Source organism: Halobacillus sp. ABD4_316, from assembly GCF_056161385.1.
In genome coordinates, this window is sequence record NZ_JBSWZA010000002.1 from 852,520 (window position 1) to 870,304 (window position 17,785).

Consider the following 17,785-nt stretch of genomic DNA (forward strand, 5'->3'; position numbering starts at 1 on the left):
TCGATGAGAGGTGTAATGATCCCGTAAAATAGATTGATGCCGATCCCGTTCAATATCCAGTCAGGAAGGAAGATCCTTGATGGGTCATGGGCTGAGAAAATTTGTGAAAGCAGCTGATAGGGAAGATTTTTCCCTGGACATGACGTTAAACATTAACGGAGCTTTGGTGACAGGGACAACGGTTTCGGCTGAAAAATACTTCCACTCTTTAAGCGGTACCCTTGCTGAAGGCAGTGAAACGGCTCAGTCCCTAACTAAAAAGTATGAAAAAGCCAGTCAGATGAATGATTCGCAGGAGGAAATTCAATACATTCATCTCGAAAATGCCCAGGTCTACAATGGCGATGCCCCGGCCACTCCGGTGAAAGGGACGTCTCGACAGAATCGATGGCTTTTTCCTCGGTCGTATTGATGCGAATAGGAATAAAATGTAATTTATATTACGACAGTTCAATAATTTCATGAATAATCGGCTACAATGCGAAAGCAGACCATGATTTCATGGTAAAATGGCTCACGCACCATTAAGTCGAACCATTAAAGGAATGATTCCATGAAAAAAGAAAGAATTGAGTCCATCTACTTTCTACGCATCTTTGCCATGGTCATGGTCGTCCTCGTACACGTCAGCGCGGCCTATGTGAAGGTTCTTACGGAAGGCACGGGCATGTATGAGGCCTATCATTTTATCAACCGGATCATCCGGATTGAAGCCGGTATCTTCATTATGCTTACGGCGATGGTCTTTTTCTATAAGTATATCGATCAGAAAATGGATAAACAGGAACTCTTCTCTTATTTCAGGAAGAGAGCTCTCTATATTGTCGTTCCCTATTTCCTGTGGGCGCTTTTCTATGAAGCTTTCTCTATTTATCTCGGAGTGGTGTCGACGACGCCGGAAAACATTCTGACCCGGGTGTTTACAGGGGATTCGTTTTATCATCTGCACTTTATTTTCTTAATCGTCCAGTTTTATTTGTTTTTCCCTGTCGTCCTCTATGCCGCACAGAAATCGGCTTTCTTCAGAAAGTACATGTGGCTGTTCGGAATGATCCTGCAGGTCGGGTACTACTTCTTCAACCGGGAATTTCAAGTGTTTTCATTCAACCTGTTTATGACGAGTATGGGACCTTACCTGCTCGGTGCGTGGATCGGCGCCTATTATAAACAGCAGAAGACGGCCGCTTTTTCAAGAACAACACCTATATGGGCAGTCGGAGGCCTGTTTGCAGGTCTGACGACTGTTTACCTGCACGGTAGCGGGTATCAGATCTTTGGCGCACAGCTGCCGACGTGGGGCTATTTGATTATTAATATGCTCTTTCTCGTTGTCGGAAGCTATGCCATGTTCCGTATTGCGGAACGGTTGGTCGTCAAGTGGCCGGTGGCGCTGTCCTACGTGAAGAATATTGCGGTCTATTCGTTTGGCTTTTATCTTCTTCACCCATTCGTATTGAAGATCTATGAATTTACCATTCCCATTCCGGCTGGAAACATGTTCCACGCAGCTATCATTGTCCGGCTCGCTGCCACCCTGCTTTCATGTTATGTGATCATCTGGCTGTCCCACAGGTACCTTCCTTTTGCTGGTTTGTTCTTCGGAAAACTGCCGAATAAAAAACCGGGCTTTTTCGAGGGAAACCGATCGAAGGGGAACAAGTCGCAGCAGGAAACAGGAAAAGCCATCTTATAATCGTCATGAGAAAACCGCTCCAACCGGACTGCCGAAAGGAGCGGTTTTTTTATGGCTTCTATTTTCTGATAAATCTGTAAATTTCATTGAAACGATGGCGAATGGTGAGATATAATAACCATAATGTGTAAGCGCATACATAAAAGGAGGGTTTTTGTGAGTGGGATTTGGCTGGCCGTTGTTGGTATGCTTGTCTTTTTTCTAGGGTATCGGTATTATTCTAAGTTTATTGCCGAAAAGATTTATAAGCTTGATCCGAATTACGTAACGCCCGCCCATCAGTTTAAGGATGGTGTCGATTTCGTACCTACGAACAAGTTCGTCCTCTGGGGGCACCACTTTACGTCGGTGGCTGGAGCAGCTCCCATTGTAGGGCCGGCCATCGCGGTGTACTGGGGATGGCTTCCGGCTGTGCTCTGGGTGCTGCTTGGCACGGTGTTCGCTGCAGGGGTCCATGATTTCGGTACACTCGTTTTATCCGTGCGAAACAAAGGACAGTCGATCGGGACGCTGGCGAGTAAGTTGATCGGCGAGAAAGCGAAGGTGTTGTTTTTGTTCATTATCCTTCTGCTTGTTCTTATGGTCAATGCAGTGTTCGCCTGGGTTATTGCCAACTTGTTCATCTCGTTTCCTGCGAGTGTATTATCGGTCTTTATTCAAATTCCACTCGCTGTCTGGATTGGTTACAGTGTCTACAAGAGACAGGGCAGTATGCTTCTGCCATCGCTAGTAGCTCTTGCTGTCATGTATCTCTCTGCTGTCGTTGCAAGTTATGTCCCTGCCCTGCAGATAGACCTTGTCCGCTATTTCGGAGGCGAAGGAGCGGAAGCAGCCTTTGGATTGAGTGCGACATCCATGGCGTTTTTCGTCTGGATCATCGTACTCATGATCTATGTGTATATTGCATCGACGCTTCCTGTGTGGAAACTGCTTCAGCCAAGGGATTATATCAACTCCCATCAGCTGATTGTCGGACTGGGCCTTCTCTATCTCGGGCTGCTGTTTTCCAACCCTGAAATTACAGCACCGGTAACCAATGCGTCGGCGGATACATCCTGGTTCCCGCTTTTGTTCATTACCATCGCCTGTGGAGCGATTTCCGGATTCCACGGTCTCGTATCTTCCGGGACTTCTTCGAAACAGTTGAACAATGAAACAGAAGCGCGGTTTGTCGGCTATCTTGGTTCCGTCGGAGAAGGAGCTCTCGCCTTAGTCGCGATCATCGCTGTTGTCACCTTCTTCCCAACAGCGGCGGAGTTCACAGCCACCTACAGCGGTTTTGCGGCGGCCAGTAATGCCGGACTTGGTGTCTTCATCCAAGGGGCCGGCCAGCTGGCGGCGGGACTCGGGATTCCCGCCTCTGTCGCGGCTACGATTGTGAGTGTGATTGTCGTCAGTTTCGCTGCGACAACACTGGATTCTTCGGTTCGTTTGATGCGGTATATTATCGCAGAGCTCGGTACTGAATATAAGATCACACCACTGACGAAAATGCATGTCGCAACTACGCTGGCGGTTGTTTCAAGCGCTGCACTGACCCTGATTCCGCAGGGGCCGAAGGGATTCGGATCCGGAGGTTATCTGCTTTGGCCGTTATTTGGAACATCCAATCAGCTCCTGGCAGGCATTAGTCTCCTGCTCGTATCGATCTGGCTGAAGCGTCAGGGGAGAAATTACCTTCCGACAATTATTCCAATGGTCTTTCTCATGTTCATGACGCTGTGGGCGATGATTTCACAGGTGCTGACAGAATGGGCGCCTTGGAATGAGAATAGTGACTGGATGCTGTTTGCTTTTGGTGCAGTCATCCTCGTTTTCACCTTCTGGATTTTACTGACGGCCTTTTCAGCGATTACGAAGGACCATAAAAATTCCATCGAACGAAGTGCTTAAAAAGAAGAAGCCGTGCCGATGTACGGCTTTTTCCATTCAGTAAGGAGGAAAAAGGCATGATCGATGTCATGATGATGCGGGCGGAGAAGGAAATCGGGATGGGGTGCTGTGGCGGCATCTGCTCCGATCCGGATGGTTTGATTAACATGGAGGACGAATTTTCGCACCATGACGAAGAACGAAAAAATCTGCAGCAGCTTTATCTTATGACACTGGAGATCGATCCTGATATCAACATGCAATTCATCGACCCAAGGAACCTGCTGGCTGCAGCCGCTTATTTCTGTCAGCAGCAGCGCCGGGGACGTATTACACGCCGCCGGGCACTGGCTTCCTTTCTGCTGCACAGCACGTACGGGGCGGTGTTTGTAAATGGAGAATATACAGCTTCAGCCGGACGCTATGAAGAGCGGCTGTTGGAATGGACAAAATCCTGAGGAGGGAGACGGATGGAAAAGAAGCTTTCCCTGAAACGGATGGTGGAACTGTATGATGAAGTATTGAGTCTGCCACATAAGCAGGAGGTGGCCCGGGAGTTGAGGGATGAAGAAGATCTTTTTCTTCTGCTGCTTTATTCCGATCTGCTCGGCATCCCCAACCCCGCGTTTTATTACACGCTTGAATTGTACCCACATATTGTTGAAAAATTTCATGACTGGCATTTGCGGATGGGCATGGAGAAATCCCCGCTCGATGGCATCCGCTGCTGTTAAGGAGGGTTATCTATGAAACATATCCAGCATCACTCTATCATTTTTGCGGGAGGAAAAGGCGGTGTCGGAAAATCGACCTCATCAGCGGCCCTTGCGCTCTCCTTTGCTGAACAGGGATATGAAACGCTTGTCGTTTCGACAGATCCTGCTCATAATCTCGGCGATGTTTTTCATACGTCTTTATCCCATACGAAAACGAAGCTCGCCAAGCGTTTATACGGGATGGAAATTGATCCCGGTTATGAATCGAAGGGGTATATTGAAGGGGTGAAGGAAAACCTGGAAGGGCTTGTGAAGTCTAAAATGGTCGAGGAGGTGCACCGGCAGATCGATATGGCATCCGCCTCGCCCGGGGCAGATGAGGCCGCCTTATTTGACCGCCTCGTGTCCATCATCCTGGAAGAGTCCGGCCGGTTCGATAAAATTGTGTTTGACACCGCTCCGACCGGACATACGATCCGCCTGCTTACACTCCCGGAAATCATGAACGTGTGGATTGACGGCATGCTGGAGCGCCGGGGGCGGATGAATGAGACGTACACACAGCTGCTTCATGATGGAGAGCCTGTAGATGATCCGATTTTCAACGTGCTGCAGAGGCGCCGCGAAAAATTCGACACCGTACGGAAAATCATATTAGACGAAAAGAAGACCGCCTTTGTGTTTGTTCTCATTCCTGAGCGCCTCCCGATTCTTGAAACGAAGAAAGCCGTGGAGCAGCTGGGCAGACATGGACTTGATGTGCAGACACTGATCGTGAATAAAGTTCTGCCTGACTACGCTGATGGTGCCTTTCTCGCTAAAAGGAGAAAACAGGAGCGTGTTTACCTTGAGGAGATCAAGCGGACGTTTAGAGACAAAGAGCTGGTATATGTGCCTCTTTTTGAAGAAGATGTCTCCGATATGGAAAAGCTGCATACGTTTGCGGGCTCTTTTCAATCATCGGTCCCTGTTTCTGACTAGAAGATTACCTTCAATCGATGAAAAAGTTCGACTCATCATTCACCGGAATCCGTGTAGCCGTACACGGATTTTTTTGTGCTTAATTTTCTGATTAAATAGGAATTTATAACTAAATCAGGCGTACGGACCTGTATGAACTCCGAGGGCGGCCGATATATAAGGAGTCGAGCACAAATAAGTTGAAATTGCACGCTCAGGAGGGAATTTATGCTGATTATTGATGAACAAACGGTGTCCCCTATCCTAGTACAAACGGCCCTGACTCATCATTTGCCTATCTATTATAAGGACGATGAAAGAGCCCTGGATATGAAGGAACATTCTAAACTACTAACCAATTCGGAAAGCTGTCTGCAGATGCTGCAGCACCACCATCCGGAGCACATACATACGAAAGTATCCCAGATGGTCAAAAACAAAGCCCGGTTCCGGGAGCTGATTGCCGATCTGGATGAAGACTATTATTTCAAGCTTGTCACGCTTGATGAATTGATGAGTTCAAACAAGGAAGATCTCCCATTCCCGGTCGTTATCAAGCCGAACAAAGGCTATTCCAGTGTCGGTGTTTATATCGTGAAGGAAAAAGCGGAGTGGGACCAGGCGGTACAAGGATTGTATTCCGACCTGCTTCTCTCCCGGTCGATGTATTCGGATGCCGTTTTGGACAGTGAACAGATCATTATTGAAGGATATATTGAAGGACAGGAGTATGCGCTTGACTGCTACTATGACGAAGCGGGTGAGCCGGTGATTTTGAATATCCTGAAACGCCGGTTTGCCCACGATCAGGATACGTCCGACCGCATTTATTACACGTCCAGCCGTATTCTTGAGGAAGTACGTGAGCAGGCGCTGGATTACCTGCGTCTTTTAAATGACCGCCTTCAGCTCCGAAACTATCCTTTTCACATAGAAATGAGACAAAACGACGGCGGCATCGTTCCCATTGAGATGAATCCGCTCCGCTTTGCCGGGGCAGGTACGACAGATGTGAGTCATTACGCCTATGATATCAACTCGGCCTCAGCCTACTTCAAGGGCGTAAAGCCGGATTGGAAAACGATTGTGAAGCGGGCCGACGAGTCCTTTTACGGATTTTTCTGTGCGGAAGTGCCGGGGCATATCAGCGTGAATCTTATTCAATCCATTCAGCATGAGGAGCTGAAAAAAGAGTTCAGTCACATCCTGGAGTATCGGATCATCCAGTCAGCCAGTGACCGGACGTTTGCCGTCGTCTTTTTCAAAACGAACCAGCTGAATGAACTGGACCGGTTACTTACCCTTGATTTAGAGCCCTTCCTTACAATGAAACCAGCAAAGGAGGCTGTCCGATGAATTGGCAGGCCTTGAACCCGAAGAAGTCGTTAAAAACCCAGTTGTTCGTTAATTTCATCATTCCGATCCTTATTCTTGGTGGACTGACCTTCGGCTTCGTGAAATATATAACTGGTAATATGATTGATGATCATATTCTCCCGCAGTTTGAACAGGTTCTTTTGACAAATGGTCAGGAGCTTGTCCGCTCGATTGAACCGAATGCCGTCCGTGAAGCAATGGAAAACCCATCAGAGAACCATGCCAGCTTGATCAACACGCTGGACAGCTTCATTGAAGGACAGGAGCGTCTGGAATATGCCTATATATTGACAAAGCAGGGAGAGCAGGAATACATCGTCGCCTTGAACGGTTCTGAGGATGTAATGGTGGAGTCTCCTTTTACAGATAAGCAGAGGGAGGCGTTCCAGACAGGGGATACCGTTGTGACCTCCATTTATGAAGATGAATGGGGCGTCCATAAGTCGGTCTTCATGCAGATTGGTGACATGGATGCGATTGTCGGCGTCGATATGAGTACCTCCTTTGTTGGAAGCCTCCAGAAGGAAATCAATAGCTTCCTTGCTATCTTTTTAGCGGTCGCTGTTCTGCTTGGTGCCGGGTTTGCTTATATCTTCGGCACCCGTCTGACGAAAGCTGTCCGCTCCCTGCTGTCGTCGGTGAACCGGATTAGTGATGGAGATTTGACAGAGGACATCGAAACGAAGCGGGCCGATGAAATTGGTCAGCTGTCTGTGGCGATGAATGAAATGGTGGAGAGCTTGAGGAGCCTTGTTCAGAGGGTGACGACAGCGTCGAGTGAAGTGTCGGCGCAGAGTGAGGAACTCACGCAGTCGGCCAACGAAGTGAAAGAAGGAAGCGAGCAGGTCGCTTCTACGATGCAGGAACTGTCCTCTGGTGCAGAGTCCCAGGCAGACAGCTCCAGCAGCCTTTCCGAAGGGATGGACAACTTCGTCCGACGTCTGGATGAAGCCAACAAAAGTGGAAAAGCAGTAGCTGGAACATCGAAGGAAGTGCTGTCGATGACCGAAGAAGGGCGGGGGTTGATGGAGACGTCCGTCCAACAGATGAACACCATCAACGGCATCGTCAAGGAGTCTGTAGAGCGTGTGCACGGACTGGATAAGCAGTCCAAGGAAATTAATAAACTCGTCCAGGTCATTCAGGATATTGCCGAACAGACCAACCTGTTATCCTTGAACGCGGCTATAGAGGCGGCGAGAGCCGGGGAGCATGGCAAAGGATTTGCCGTCGTGGCTGATGAAGTCCGCAAGCTTGCCGAGCAGGTTTCAACGTCCATCATTGATATCACATCCATTGTGGAAAGTATCCAATCCGAGTCAAACCGGGTCGCTCAATCGCTTGAATCCGGCTATCAGGAAGTGGACAAAGGAACGAAACAGATAGAGGTGACCGGGGAAACCTTCCACCGTATCCATACATCGGTCAGTGACATGTCCGGACGGATCGGGGAAATTTCCGAGCACCTTTCGGATATTGCAGAAAACAGCCAGCAGATGAACCAGTCGATTGAAGAGATTGCTTCTGTTTCCGAGGAGTCGGCGGCAGGGGTGGAGCAGGTGGCCGCTTCCTCGCAGCAGACGACAAGTTCAATGGAAGAAGTTTCTCACAGTGCCCGTCAGCTGTCTGAGCTTTCTGAGCAGTTGAACGAGGAGATCCAGCAATTTAAACTGTAGGACCACTCGTGTAGAAGGTCATGTGGGAAGGTGGCGTCAGCGCCGCTTGCGACGATTGATGAGCTGAAAAGAGGAAGATCTTCTGTTTATTAGAAGGTCTTCTTTTTTTATCCTTCACGTCCGGGCGGGGAAGATCTTTGTCTCCTGGAAAAAGGTGCGGGAAGCGAATTCTGAAACGTTCATGTGGATGCACGTTTAGCCGGAAGGAAAGGGGGGGCAGGTCTCTCATTCTGGAGGACACGTTTTCTTCCTGGCCACCTAAATACTCATTCCTCCCTTGGAACGGGGAGTGTTATGATGGAGGCAGTATATGAATAGAAGGTGATTGTTTTGGACGTAACCATTAAGGATGTAGCCAGAGCGGCAGGTGTAGCGCCCTCGACGGTTTCCCGTGTGATTGCAGACAATCCGCGGATCAGTCCGGCTACGAAAAGGAAAGTGAAGCAGGCGATGGAGGAGATGGGATATCACCCGAATGTGACCGCCCGTAATTTAGCAAGCCGGACGACGAAATCTCTCGGTGTTGTTCTGCCTTTCAGTGCAGATAAAGCGCTGCAGAATCCATTTTTTCCGGAGGTGCTTCGGGGCATCAGTTCCATCGCCCATGAGATGGAGTATTCCCTTGTTCTCTGCACGGGAGAAACGGATGAGGAAATGCTGGAGGCTGTGAAACGGATGGTGTACAGCAGTCAGACAGATGGGATTCTTCTCCTCTATTCGCAGGTCCGTGACCCGATTCAATCCTTTCTGCTGGAGCAGAAGTTTCCTTTTGTCGTCGTCGGCCGTCCGGCAGAAAACGGAAACTACGTGACGCACGTTGATAACGATAACATTCAGGCTTCCAAGGATATGACAAAGCATCTGATCGATCTCGGTCATGAGCGGGTGGCGTTTATCGGGGGTTCTCCTGAGCTCGTGGTGACGCTCGACCGCCTTCAAGGGTATGAGGAGGCGTTAAAAGAGGCCGGAATCTCCCTTGAAGACAATTATAAAGTCCATACAGAGTTCTTGAAATCGGGCGGACGCTCAGCTGTTCGTGCACTCATGTCTCTCACTCATCCGCCGACCGGGCTTGTTGTCGCCGATGATCTGATGACGATTGGCGTCATATCCACTTTGGAGGAAGCAGGCATTCACGTACCGGAGGATTTATCAATCGTCAGTTTCAACAATGTCTACCTTGCTCAGGTGTCCCGTCCGGCCCTGACGACGGTGGACGTCCACATCCAGGCCTTAGGGACAGAGGCAGCCGCCTGCCTCATTGAGAACGTGCAGCGGCGGGAGCAGCCGCCGAAGCGTATCATCATTCCGCACAAAATTGAATATCGTTCGTCGGCGATCTCCCGCTCCGCTCCGTCTGAAGGGTAACCTTCAGACGGTTTTTTATGAAGATGGCATCTGTTCCATAAACTTCCTATATCCGCCTTTTTTTACAGAAAACTGCATAGATGTGGAAAATTTTTTGCATGTTTGCGCAATTTTCGGTACCCTAGTAGAGTTGACCTTTAAACAATTAGGAGAGGGATTTATATGAGTAAGACAAAAAGGAATGATCCCTGCTTTTGTGGAAGCGGGAAAAAATATAAAAAATGCTGCATGGTGAAAGATGATCAGGCTGTCGGATCCAGCAGCCTTCATGAGGAACTGCAGAGTAACTACAGCCACTTTATGGCTTATGTGAACCGTAATTATCCGAACGTTACGCCATCTGAGTCGAGAGAAACACAGGAAGAAGAAGTGGAAGCGGCGTTCCAGATGGTGCAGCGTGTCCTGATCGACAAACAGGAGGATGGCTCCACCCTGTATGAGGAATTTTTTGCGAAGAAACAGGATAAAATCATCCGTCCGGCAACGATGGCAACGATGGAAGCCTGGAAATCTCCGCACGTGAGCTTATTCAAAATCAACGGTTCAGCCTCTGAATCCACCGCTTCTGTAGAAGACGTGTGGAGCGGAGAATCGTTTGAAGTGAAAAAGGACGGCATTCCTTTGAAAGAAGAGAATTATGAGCACATGCCATACTGTATCGGCGTTCTCTTGAAGTGGGGACCCGTCCATAACTTCGTACCCCTGGCGATCCCGAACTACGAGTCTTCTTACGTGACGTTCCGCAAACAGCTGGAAGAGGCGTTTGAAGCGAGCGGTGCTGCGACGATTTATGACTATATGCAGGCAACAATTATAGAACAGCTGCGCAGCTGGATGTATATGACTTCTACAGATGAAACGGAAGAGGCCCCAGCTGAACATCCCGTCGAGGCCCCTGCTGAAGGTGATGACGTGCTTGACTTGTTCGATGAAAGCTTGAAGCAGGAAGAAGGATTTGAACTGTTGAAGCAGCGCTGGGAAATGTACAAGCAGGCGGAAAATCCGACATTCCGTAAGCCGGAAGTCGTAACCGCAGCCCTTGAGCATATGTACCGCAGCACGTCTGCTTTCCGTACGGAACCGGAAAAAGTAACGAAAAAAGCGGTAGCTGAAAAGTATGAAGTCAGTCCGGGCAGCATGAGCAAACGCATCACTCAGCTGTCGGATTATCTTCTTCCATCATAAGTACTTCAACGTCCAGGATCTTCCTGGGCGTTTTTTTTAGGATCAAAAGGTTGATGGAAAAGATGGAATAAAAAACCGGATGCCTGCAGAAACTCTCCTTGTAGATAGTCAATGACAGGAGGGAACCATATGGACAACTATAAAGAACAGGGACCCGGCGGTGCGGACGACCATCGTTTTGCCGAAGGAGAAGGCGAAAAAACGCTGACGACGAGGCAGGGGCACCCGGTCCGGACGAACCAGAATTTAAGGACGATCGGGAACCGGGGACCGGCCACGCTGGAGAACTACGATTATATCGAAAAGATTTCCCACTTCGACCGGGAACGTGTACCTGAGCGGGTGGTCCACGCCCGGGGAACAGGGGCACACGGCTACTTTGAAACTTACGGGAAAGCCGGCGATGAACCGGTGGAGAAATATACACGGGCGAAAGTTTTTTCTGGAGCAGGGAAGAAAACACCGGTGCTCGTCCGGTTTTCGACGGTGACCCATTCGGCTGGTTCTCCGGAGACGCTGAGGGACCCGCGCGGATTTGCCGTCAAATTTTACACAGAGGATGGCAACTGGGACCTGGTCGGAAACAATTTGAAGGTATTCTTCATTCGTGACGCAATGAAATTCCCGGATTTGATCCATTCGTTCAAGCCTGATCCAGTGACCAACATCCAGGACAGCGAGCGGATTTTTGATTTTCTCAGCCAGACGCCCGAATCAATGCACATGGTCACCTTCCTGTTTTCCCCGTGGGGCATCCCGGCTAACTACCGCCAGATGCAGGGATCCGGTGTGAACACATACCGGTGGGTCAACGACGAAGGAAAAGCAGTCCTCGTGAAGTATCACTGGGAGCCTCTCAAGCAGGGGATCAAAAACCTGACCCAGGAGGAAGCAAACCAGATCCAGGCAGAAAACTTCAACCATGCGACACAGGATTTGTACGAAGCCATCGAGAGCGGCGATTATCCTGAATGGGAGCTCTGCGTCCAGATTATGGAGGACCACGAGCATCCTGAGCTTGATTTTGATCCACTTGATGATACGAAGCTGTGGCCGGAGGATCAGTTCCCGTTTTTGAAAGTCGGAAAAATGGTGCTGAACAAAAATCCGGACAACTATTTCAACGAAATCGAGCAAGCGGCATTTGGTACAGGTGTGCTTGTCGACGGTCTCGATTTCTCTGATGATAAGATGCTTCAGGGACGGACATTTTCCTATTCTGATACGCAGCGCTACCGGGTCGGAGCAAACTACCAGCAGCTTCCGGCCAACGCACCGAAAAAACATGCCGCCACCAACTATGAAGGAGGAAGCATGTCTTATTTTGTGGATCGGCCGGAAGGGTCCAACCCGCACGTGAACTATGAGCCTTCCTCCTTGAATGGTCTGGAGGAATCCCCTCCGAAAAAGGCACCTCACCAGCCGTACGTGGAAGGGAAATTGAAGAAAGAGCCGATTGACAGGGAAAACAATTTCAAGCAGGCAGGAGAACGGTACCGGATGCTGAAGGACTGGGAACGGGATGATTTAATCAACAACCTCGTCGTATCGCTCAAGCCGTGCCACACCCATATCCAGAAGAAGATGGTATCCTTGCTGACCCAGTGCGATGAGGATTATGGAAGCCGAGTGGCAGAGGGACTTGGAATGAATACAGCAGCGGGACAGATGAACGAGGAATTTGCGGATGACATCACTCCTTCCAAAGGGAGACTTCCAAAGCGGGGTGGCTCTCCGATAGGCAGCGATGGGGCTGCGGATGCGGTCGAGCAGGCCGAGGAAAAAGGACACGAAGCAGATCCGTATTGATTGAAAGGCGGTCTTCCAATGGTGGAAGGCCGGCTTTTCTTTTTTCACCTGTTTCCGCATAAGGTGATAAAGGGAGGCGATGGAATGAAGAAGAAAGGTTCTGGTGGGAAATTCCTTGTCATCACGGCCCTCATCCTTCTGGCTGCTGCTGTGACGGCTGCCGGCCTGTTCATCACATCCCGCCCGGGTTATCAGGCGGAAAAGACAGTGGAGACGTTTTACAGCTACGAACAGAAAGGTCAGTACGCGGATTCCTGGTTACTGCTTCATTCCCGGATGAAGGATAAATTCGGAAAGGGTCATTACATACAGGACAGGGCTCATGTGTTTATGAATCATTTCGGCGTGGAAACGTTCACTTTCACAACGGGAGAGGTCAATCATCTGGACACCTGGTCGATGGAAAAAGGGACGGATCCGTTTAAGAACGTGTTCGTAGTGTCGGTTGAGCAGACGTTCAAAGGGAAATACGGTCGATTCCGCCTTCATCAGGATGTATATGTGGCTGAGGAAAAGGGCGGTTGGAAGATACTCTGGGATTACAATAAATAAAAAAAGGCCTCCGCCTTTATAGGGGAGGCCATTCGATTAAGATGCTTTTGAAGAAGGAACCTGATCGACCTTGACGGCATGCTCCTGCTGTGGATCGAAGTGGAAGATATAGTCTCCACTCGATTCCGGAGTAAACGTCAGATTTTCTCCTTCCAGCCATTCGCCGTCACGGATGAATTTATACTCGACAGTTTCACCTGCTTTCAAAGCGACAGGGGCACTGCTCCAGACGCCTGCTTGTTCATTGTACGTCAGGGCGTGCTTATCCGTTTCCCAGTCCAGAGGAGCAGAACCGCGGAGGACCACTTTGTTGTACTTTTTCTCTTCGGAAGGCTCTTCGTATGTCAATGTGCCTTTGACATCGTACACCTGGGCGGAATGGGCGTCTGCTTTGACGTACAAGTCATCCCGGCGGCTCAGCGTGCGGCTGTCATCAATCACAGACTGCAGCATAACTTTATTCCGCGTCTTTTGGTTGTACAGCTCTTTGATGTTTAATGTGCGGCTGTTTTCCCCTTTATTGATGACGGTAAGCACATGATCCTGAGGCATTCTCCGTTCAAATACGAGGACGTCATCATCCGAATAAATCACCTTCATATCTCCGTAGGCTAGGGACGGTTGATCTTTTCTCGCCTGAATCAATTCTTCATAGTGGGCTTTTATATCAAGGTTCTGTTTACTTTCATCCCACGGCATCATTTCCCGGTAGTAGCGGTCTTTCCATTCTTCCACTTTCGTATGATCACCGCTCTGGGACAAACCGACTTCATCTCCGTAATAGATGATCGGAGCCCCCGGCAGAGCGAACTGGAGGGTTGCTGCGTTTTTCATCGTGGTTCCATTTTCATCTGCTTCATAGATGAAACGCGGCATATCATGGCTGTCCAGGAATGTGGCAGGTACGAATTCGTCATCATAGGTTTCATGAATCGTTATCAAGGAATCAGCTAAGCTGTTCATCGATCCATCGTTAATGTACGTATTGAAAATCGCGGACTGGGTTTCAAAATCAATCGCTCCATCCAGCTTCCCGGCATAGGAATCAATCGTTTCCAGGCTGTCCCATACTTCGCCGAAAATGAAGGCGTCGGAATCTATGGATTTCACCTGGTGGCGGAAATCGACCCAGAAACTGTGACTCGGTCCTTTCGCATAATCGAGACGGAAGCCGTCAACACCGATGTCCTCCATCCAGAATGGAACCACTTCCTCAAGCATATAGGCCCTCGTTTCCGGATGGTCGTTGTTCAGTTCCGGAAGCTCCTGGACATCATAAAACGTTTCATATTCATCCGGCCATTTCAAAAAGGTGTACCATTCGTAATACGTACTGGCTTCTCCTTTTTCAACGGCGTCCTGGAAAAATGGATGCTGGTTGGATGTATGGTTCGGAACAAGATCATAGACGACTTTCATATCGCGGTCATGAGCTTCATCGACAAGTTCCTTCATCAGCTGGTTGCTGCCGAAGCGGGGGTCGATGTTCATGAAATCTGTTGGATGATAGCCGTGGGAATACGGACCTTCGTAAATCGGTGAGATCCATAGTGTGTTCACCCCAAGCTCGTCGAGGTAATCGATTTTTTCCAACACGCCTTGCAGGTCACCGCCCATCCAACCTTTCAACTGCTCATCTATCGGAAGTTCCGGATCGACGGATGTGTTGTTCTCCTCACTGCCATCGCGGAAACGGTCTACGAAAATCTGATAGATCACAGATTCTTTAGCCCAGTCGGGAGATTGATAGTCTTCGACGTAATAGGCAAACTCGGTGGCTTCCTCAGGGTCCAGGACGTTGTTGTCGGCAAACTGGGAGCCCTGCGATCCAGTGTTCCAAACATCGATGTTGTATTTCACACGCGTTTCATTCTTTTGAGCAGGAATCGTGCCCTTTAAGGTTGAAGTTTTTAAGCCGTCGGCTGATCCGCTCGTTTCGACGACACGTAGAGCAGCGATCGTCCCATTTTCAGTCTCTCCGCGCTTACCAGAAGGGGAGGATCCATCCGTCGTATAATAAACAGCTCCTGTATCAATGGGACCAAAGTGCTCGACCTCCACCGTTACGTCCACCTCATCTTTTTTCGTGGGGGTGTAAGGCTCGTGGTTGAAATCATGGGTGACTGACTGGGCTACAGGAATCGTCCGCCATTGCTCCACCGTATCGTTCTGGACGGTTGGATCCTTTGTCAAAGTGACCGTGCGCCGCTCGCTGCGGACTTCCTCATAGGCTTTCCCCGCAAGGCTGTACGTATAGGAAACGTTCTGTCCGTCATTACCTACAAGCGTGAACGTATACGTATCTTCCCCCGTCTTTGTCATCGGGGCAGCCGTGTAATGAAAATCGTTCGTGCTTGAGGCAACGGTCGGTTTCACCCATTCAGGTGTATGTTCCGGCACAGTCAGTTCGAGTGTGGCGGATGCTTCATGCGTTCCGGCAGGACGGATATCCACCGTCCGCTCCTCCTCGGGGTGAAAGGCGAAGATATACGCTGCATCCTGAGGAGCAGTGACGGTCAGGTTGGAACCAGTCATCCATGTCCCGTCGTACACAAACTTGTATTCTGTTGTTTTACCGCCTTCCAGGGTCACCGGCTCACTGAGCCATACCCCTTCCTCTTCGTCATACTGCAGTGGATGACGATCAGAACTCCAGTCAAGCGCCTCGGCACTGCCGCGCAGAACGACGCTGTCGTACGTTTTGGCATCGGCTTGAACCTTTTGTGCAACCGGTTGCACAAAAGGTAAAAATAAAAGGATAAGCCCAATCATCCAGATCCATGATTTCTTCATGCGTTTTCATTCCTTCCTTTTTCCATTTTTATGAAATCGATTTCATTGTATCGGATAGACATACGCCTGTCCATAGGACTATCCTAGTGATTGTTTCAGGCGCATGGATACTGCATATAAAAAGTCAGTCAAAGATCAGACGGATCGAGTAAAAGATCATTTTCGTATATTCGCTGAAGGTTGTCTTTTTTTCCATTTCCGTCAAACCGTCAGCGGGATTGTACGAGGAGGAGGTAAAGGCATAGCTTAACGTATAGTCTTTTCCGAAAATATCATCGAACGTCATTTTCGTCCTCCGCGAGTGGAATTCACTCGTAACGACGATGGCTGAGGAAAGGTTCTGCTCCTCCATAATGTCCTTGGCGTACAGGGCATTGTCATATGTACTCGTCGCTTTTGTGTCTTCTAAAAGATCGGCTTCGGATATCCCCAGGGAAACCGCCCGGTCCGGCGTCGTCCCGTTTTCTTCGGCATTCGTTAAAATGACCGTATCTGATGCTCCCATGGTGTACAATTCCGCTCCGCGTTCCAGTCTTTCTGCACTACCGCTCAAGACGATGATGGCATCCGCCTCCGGATCCTCCTCCACGGTATCCTCCAGGATAAGAAAATCCGTACCAAGTTGGTAGAGTGTGAAAAGGAAAGCTGCCGCAGCGATGAGAAAAACCCCGAACAAGATCAGGATGGTCCGCTTTATTTTATAAACGGCTACAGACAAAAAAGATCATCCTCTCCATTTTTTTCTATTTCTACTATATACCGCCTGAGTGATTTGTGAAACCATAAGTATTTTACTTGTATACTTTTGTCGAATTTAGTAACATATATTGTAAAAGTTTTGTTTGAATTGTTTGTTTATTTCATGTAAACTTTTTTGAAACCAATAATGTTGATTCGGAAAGGATAGAGAGATATGATACAACCTGATGATCGTATTGCAACACCTGGTCAAATTGTTACCTTTGAACGAAATGATATCACATTTAAAGGAAGAGTTATTCCAAGTCAATGCCAGCAGTCTGTCATCGTTGATTTAACCATTATGGATAATCTGAATGACATCGATTTCGAATATGACAGGACGGTTGTAGCTCATACAAACTATCGCATTATCGAAGAATAACATGAACAGGCCTTCTCCACTCCGGTGGGGAAGGTTTTTTTATGGAGACGATCAGCCGGTTTAGGGGATGGAAGTAATTGGATCGACTGAAAAGGGGTACGAAGGGATCCTTCCATATGATCTATGAGTTTCGGATGGCTCAATGGCTGGAAAAAGACCTTCAATCCCGCGGGAATAAGGATTTAGGGTGGAAGGAGTGATATGGGAAGAACGAAATTCAAAGATTAATGAAAGAGGCTTTCTAACCAACTAGGAATATCTGCCGTTTCCAATTTATTCTCCTTTTCTTATAATATGGGTAGAGCACCCTTCAAAAGGAAGGGCTCTTTGTCATTTTATACAGAGAGGATGTCAGGGGTAGTGCATGTAACCAAGCTTTTACTGGACCAGACAGAACTGCCGGTGAGCGGCCGGTGCAGCGTGCGGATTGACAAAACGATTGTCGTGGAACCTTTCAGACATTTAACAGAAGATACGTTCCGCCGGATATTGAAAGAGAAAGCCTTGATACAGCGGATTAAACTCGAAAGTGATGAAGAGGGATTTCCACAGGAGTACGAAGGTCCCTACACATCGAAACGGACCAACGGAATCTTGATTTTTACCAGGACAGCTTAAGGATACATAAAAAAACTGACCACACCGGAGTATGGTCAGTTTT

16 protein-coding genes are annotated in these 17,785 nt (G+C 48.8%); 14 read left to right on the forward strand and 2 right to left on the reverse strand.

Annotated features, from left to right (window positions below; all coding sequences use genetic code 11):
* The first annotated feature begins 79 nt into the window (after window positions 1-79).
* The 12 genes from gvpU to ACXAJH_RS11165 all read left to right on the forward strand — a co-directional run bounded on the left by gvpU (window position 80) and on the right by ACXAJH_RS11165 (window position 13,208).
* Window positions 80-412, forward strand: a complete 333-nt coding sequence (gene gvpU, locus ACXAJH_RS11110; protein ID WP_474993972.1) for a gas vesicle accessory protein GvpU — start codon at window positions 80-82, stop codon at window positions 410-412.
* A 141-nt stretch (window positions 413-553) separates the two neighbouring features.
* Window positions 554-1,693 (forward strand): acyltransferase, encoded by a 1,140-nt coding sequence (locus tag ACXAJH_RS11115; RefSeq protein WP_474989802.1) that lies wholly within the window; start codon window positions 554-556, stop codon window positions 1,691-1,693.
* 156 nt (window positions 1,694-1,849) lie between these two features.
* Window positions 1,850-3,586, forward strand: a complete 1,737-nt coding sequence (locus ACXAJH_RS11120; RefSeq protein WP_474989800.1) for a carbon starvation CstA family protein — start codon at window positions 1,850-1,852, stop codon at window positions 3,584-3,586.
* A 56-nt stretch (window positions 3,587-3,642) separates the two neighbouring features.
* A complete protein-coding gene (locus ACXAJH_RS11125) occupies window positions 3,643-4,023 on the forward strand; it encodes a hypothetical protein (protein ID WP_474969482.1) in 381 nt (126 codons plus the stop codon).
* A gap of 12 nt (window positions 4,024-4,035) precedes the next feature.
* Window positions 4,036-4,299 (forward strand): cory-CC-star protein, encoded by a 264-nt coding sequence (locus ACXAJH_RS11130; protein WP_474969481.1) that lies wholly within the window; start codon window positions 4,036-4,038, stop codon window positions 4,297-4,299.
* Between the two features lie 12 nt (window positions 4,300-4,311).
* Complete coding sequence (locus tag ACXAJH_RS11135) at window positions 4,312-5,262, forward strand: ArsA family ATPase (protein WP_474993974.1); 951 nt, start codon at window positions 4,312-4,314, stop codon at window positions 5,260-5,262.
* Between the two features lie 207 nt (window positions 5,263-5,469).
* Window positions 5,470-6,597, forward strand: a complete 1,128-nt coding sequence (locus ACXAJH_RS11140) for an ATP-grasp domain-containing protein (protein ID WP_474969479.1) — start codon at window positions 5,470-5,472, stop codon at window positions 6,595-6,597.
* Entirely contained in the window at window positions 6,594-8,294 is a 1,701-nt protein-coding gene (locus ACXAJH_RS11145) for a methyl-accepting chemotaxis protein (RefSeq protein WP_474989794.1), read from the forward strand. The genes ACXAJH_RS11140 and ACXAJH_RS11145 overlap by 4 nt, the downstream gene beginning before the upstream one ends.
* Before the next feature lie 330 nt (window positions 8,295-8,624).
* On the forward strand, window positions 8,625-9,662 hold the full coding sequence (locus ACXAJH_RS11150) for a LacI family DNA-binding transcriptional regulator (protein ID WP_474993975.1): 1,038 nt from the start codon (window positions 8,625-8,627) through the stop codon (window positions 9,660-9,662).
* A gap of 162 nt (window positions 9,663-9,824) precedes the next feature.
* Window positions 9,825-10,847, forward strand: coding sequence for an SEC-C domain-containing protein (locus ACXAJH_RS11155; RefSeq protein ID WP_474993976.1), 1,023 nt, complete (start codon window positions 9,825-9,827; stop codon window positions 10,845-10,847).
* Between the two features lie 129 nt (window positions 10,848-10,976).
* Window positions 10,977-12,656, forward strand: coding sequence for a catalase (locus ACXAJH_RS11160; protein WP_474971017.1), 1,680 nt, complete (start codon window positions 10,977-10,979; stop codon window positions 12,654-12,656).
* 84 nt (window positions 12,657-12,740) lie between these two features.
* The gene (locus ACXAJH_RS11165; RefSeq protein WP_474971018.1) at window positions 12,741-13,208 is read left to right on the forward strand and encodes a hypothetical protein; all 468 of its coding nucleotides are present in this window, start codon (window positions 12,741-12,743) and stop codon (window positions 13,206-13,208) included.
* Between the two features lie 36 nt (window positions 13,209-13,244).
* On the opposite strand, the gene ACXAJH_RS11170 is transcribed toward ACXAJH_RS11165, so the two are convergent.
* Window positions 13,245-16,001 carry an alpha-amylase family glycosyl hydrolase gene (locus ACXAJH_RS11170; protein ID WP_474993978.1) on the reverse strand — a complete coding sequence of 919 codons (2,757 nt, stop codon included), beginning with the start codon at window positions 15,999-16,001 and terminating at the stop codon, window positions 13,245-13,247.
* A gap of 124 nt (window positions 16,002-16,125) precedes the next feature.
* Entirely contained in the window at window positions 16,126-16,719 is a 594-nt protein-coding gene (locus tag ACXAJH_RS11175; RefSeq protein ID WP_474993980.1) for a YdcF family protein, read from the reverse strand.
* Between the two features lie 195 nt (window positions 16,720-16,914).
* Here ACXAJH_RS11175 and ACXAJH_RS11180 point away from each other — a divergent pair, with 195 nt between their 5' ends.
* Together ACXAJH_RS11180 and ACXAJH_RS11185 are read left to right on the forward strand one after the other, a co-directional pair.
* Window positions 16,915-17,124, forward strand: a complete 210-nt coding sequence (locus ACXAJH_RS11180) for a YkvS family protein (RefSeq protein WP_027955031.1) — start codon at window positions 16,915-16,917, stop codon at window positions 17,122-17,124.
* Window positions 17,125-17,484: 360 nt separating this feature from the next.
* A complete protein-coding gene (locus ACXAJH_RS11185) occupies window positions 17,485-17,742 on the forward strand; it encodes a hypothetical protein (protein WP_027955033.1) in 258 nt (85 codons plus the stop codon).
* Window positions 17,743-17,785: the final 43 nt, after the last annotated feature.